Source organism: Mesorhizobium sp. M5C.F.Ca.IN.020.32.2.1 (genome assembly GCF_004023105.1).
GTDB lineage: Bacteria > Pseudomonadota > Alphaproteobacteria > Rhizobiales > Rhizobiaceae > Mesorhizobium > Mesorhizobium wenxiniae.
This window is the reverse complement of sequence record NZ_RZSX01000824.1, coordinates 1-2,798: the sequence shown is the minus strand read 5'-3', so window position 1 is coordinate 2,798 and position 2,798 is coordinate 1. Positions and strand designations below refer to the sequence as shown.

General features: G+C 59.6%; 3 protein-coding genes. All 3 read right to left on the bottom strand.

The features are described 5' to 3' along the window. Positions 1 to 132: 132 nt before the first annotated feature. The 3 genes from EOA86_RS29410 to EOA86_RS29400 all read right to left on the bottom strand — a co-directional run bounded on the left by EOA86_RS29410 (position 133) and on the right by EOA86_RS29400 (position 2,356). A complete protein-coding gene (locus EOA86_RS29410; RefSeq protein ID WP_127211771.1) occupies positions 133 to 741 on the bottom strand; it encodes a transglutaminase-like cysteine peptidase in 609 nt (202 codons plus the stop codon). A gap of 241 nt (positions 742 to 982) precedes the next feature. Next, the gene (locus tag EOA86_RS29405; RefSeq protein WP_095492016.1) at positions 983 to 1,600 is read right to left on the bottom strand and encodes a PilZ domain-containing protein; all 618 of its coding nucleotides are present in this window, start codon (positions 1,598 to 1,600) and stop codon (positions 983 to 985) included. Between the two features lie 120 nt (positions 1,601 to 1,720). Then, the gene (locus EOA86_RS29400; RefSeq protein WP_065008197.1) at positions 1,721 to 2,356 is read right to left on the bottom strand and encodes a PAS domain-containing protein; all 636 of its coding nucleotides are present in this window, start codon (positions 2,354 to 2,356) and stop codon (positions 1,721 to 1,723) included. Positions 2,357 to 2,798 lie beyond the last annotated feature (442 nt).

Sequence of the window (2,798 nt, the reverse complement as noted above, 5' to 3'; positions counted from 1 at the left end):
GAGGGTGGGGCTCGACCGGGTTTTCTCCTAAAGCGCGGCGCGTTCAAATGATGCGACGCGCTTAATCTCTGTTTTATGCATGTCGCTATCCCAAAACCGCTGCGCACTTTTGGGCGACATGCATTGGTGTCCTTAGCGGACGCTGGCGACCGCGTCGGAGCGGCCGTCGTTGATCATTATCCAAGCGCCCGAATTCTGGCTCGATTGGCGCTTCAGGTAGGTGTAGTCGGTAGCGGTCCAGGACAGCACCCTGGTTTCCAGATTGTCGAGGATGAACTCTCCGAGGCTGGTGCGCACGGTCAGCACCGCGTGGCCGTCTCCGTTCGGCTGGCGCGCAACCGTCATCAGCAGGTCGCCGGCCGGAACGCCGATGTTCATCAACGCGCGGCGCTTTTCCAGCGCATAGTCCTCGCAATCGCCGAAGCCGCTGTTGGGATAGGACCAGACTTCTTCTTTGCCCCACAGTTCCATATCGGTGCGTGGCGCGATCTTGCTGTTGACCGAATTGTTGATGCTGACGATCTTCGCCCACAGCTTGCGGGTCAGCTCGATCGGCGCCTGCTTCGGCGTCCGCTGATTGCATTCCTGCGGAATCTTCTGACAGAACTCGTAATGGCCGACCGGCTGTGTGGTACGGCTGCCGGTGTGCATGAAGGCAGGTCCCGCTGCATACGCCGTTCCCCAGGCGGTAAGCTGCATCGCCATTGCCAAGAGCAACAGCTTGCCCCTCGTCGTCTTCATCGTTCAGTCTCCCCGTTTGAGGAGACAATGACACGATTGGATTTATTCGACGCAAAGGCTCGAAGTAGACATTAAGTAAAACGCCTATAGAATACACATAAAATTTGAATCATTTCAGTACAAAGTTGTTGAGGCGTTCTCGCGGGGCCGTATCGGCCGGCGCGGCGCCTTGGCGCGGCATCGGGGCAACAAAAAACCGGCCGAAATGGGCCGGTTCGATTGCGGTAACGTGTGTTGGTTGTCAGGTGCCGGATGCGTTGAATTCGGAATCGAGTGTTTCGGGCCGCTGGATGACCGCGAACTCGATGGCGACGCCGTCCTCGAAATGTCGCACCACCTGGCCGCGCATCGTGCCGAGCATGACCTGGATGCCGATTGCCGGCTTGACGTCGATCTCGACCGCGGCGCCCGAAAGCGACAGGTCGATGATGCGGCACTGGTACTGGCGCCCATCACTGAGCTGAAGCACGCTGGTCGGATTGCGCGGCGCCACGCGTTCGTGACGACGATCTTCCGGCAGATCAAGCTCGTGCTTGTTGGCGAGCCAGGTCAACTGCGCGGCAAGCTTGTCCTTCTTGCGTTCCGAGGCGATGACCGTCATCGCGAAACCATCCTGCAGGATGCGGGTGACGACGCCTTCGATGCGGCCGATGTGATCGATATAGGCGATGACCTTCTCGCCCGGCATGCCGATGCGCTCGGTGCGAAGCGCTACATTGCCCGGCGACATATCGACCACCTGGCATGGATGTTCGGTGCGATCCTCCAGCATGAAGCGTCCGTAGATTTTCACGCGAACGCGCTGAAAGTTACGCCTTTCAGCTCGGGACGGCGCGGTGTCGACCGCCGCTGACCTCATGACTGCCTACACCCCGTCTGGCATTCCGCGCGTTGATGCGAGGAACTTCGTCAGAAAGCTACAGCGAAGCGGGTTAACAAAGGGGAAAGCCTGACATCGCTACTTTAGAGTTTTGGATTATTACCCGCGCCCGCCGTCGAACACGACCAGATGGCGGATGCGGCGCGCCTGGCCGAGCGCCGAAATCGTCTGGGGCGGATCGAGTTCCGACGGGACAAGCGAGGGAACGTCGATGGCCGGCCGGTTCTTGGCGAATATCGGTTCCTTCTCCGGATCGACGACGCGGATCGAATCGATCAGGGCGTCGGCGATCGGGTCCGCGCCCAGCCAGAAGGGTTTTTCAGCGGCGCTTATCACGCCGAGGCAGCGCGGATTTTCGACGCCGCCGTCGAGCGGCAGGGCGAGCAGCTCGAACTTGCTGGAACGGTCGGTGCGGCTGAAACCTTCATAGGTGATGAGCAATACGGATTTCTGATCGAAGACGCCGTGGATCAGTTTCGAGATAAGCCGCTGGTCCTTCTCGCGCCATAGAGAGGGGAAGGAAAACCCCTTGAGTTCACGGCCATAGACCGCGCAAAGCCGGGTGCCGGCGAGCCGGAATACCGCTTCGCCGCGCGTATCCTTTTCCAGGATGAATGTGTCGGCCAGCAGCGACTTGATGTCGGCTGGCTCGACTTCCGAACGCTTCGGGGCAGGGCGCCCGTCACGCAGCCGGTTCCAATAATGGAACAGCGTGATCGATCCGTTCTGGTTCATGTTATGCTGCTCCGCGCAATCTGTCGTCTGATGTCCCATCGGTGAACAGAAGGGCGCCCTCCGAGGACCTACATGCGTTGCGGAGCAGGATGCGTGCCAGCATCGTTAACACTTGTTCACGGGTCGGGGTCGTTAAGGTTAACAAGTGGTTTACGTTGCGCCCCGGCCACGCCCGTGGCACGCTAAAACCACTCCAGAAGCGGTCGTTTCGCAGCGATCGGCAGCAGTTCAGTCAAGAGTTTGGGGGAGCATGGGGGCTCGACCAGCCGTTCAAGGGAAACCTTGGACGGCTTCTTTTTGATTCGCGCCAATTTTGATTCGCCCCGGTTGTGATTTGCGTGGGGCGATTCGCCCCTTTGTGAATCGGGTGGCCGTGATCTACATGCTCGCGAAGTCGAATCCAGCGACTGAGTGCGAGCCATATGAGCGAACCAGCAAGCCC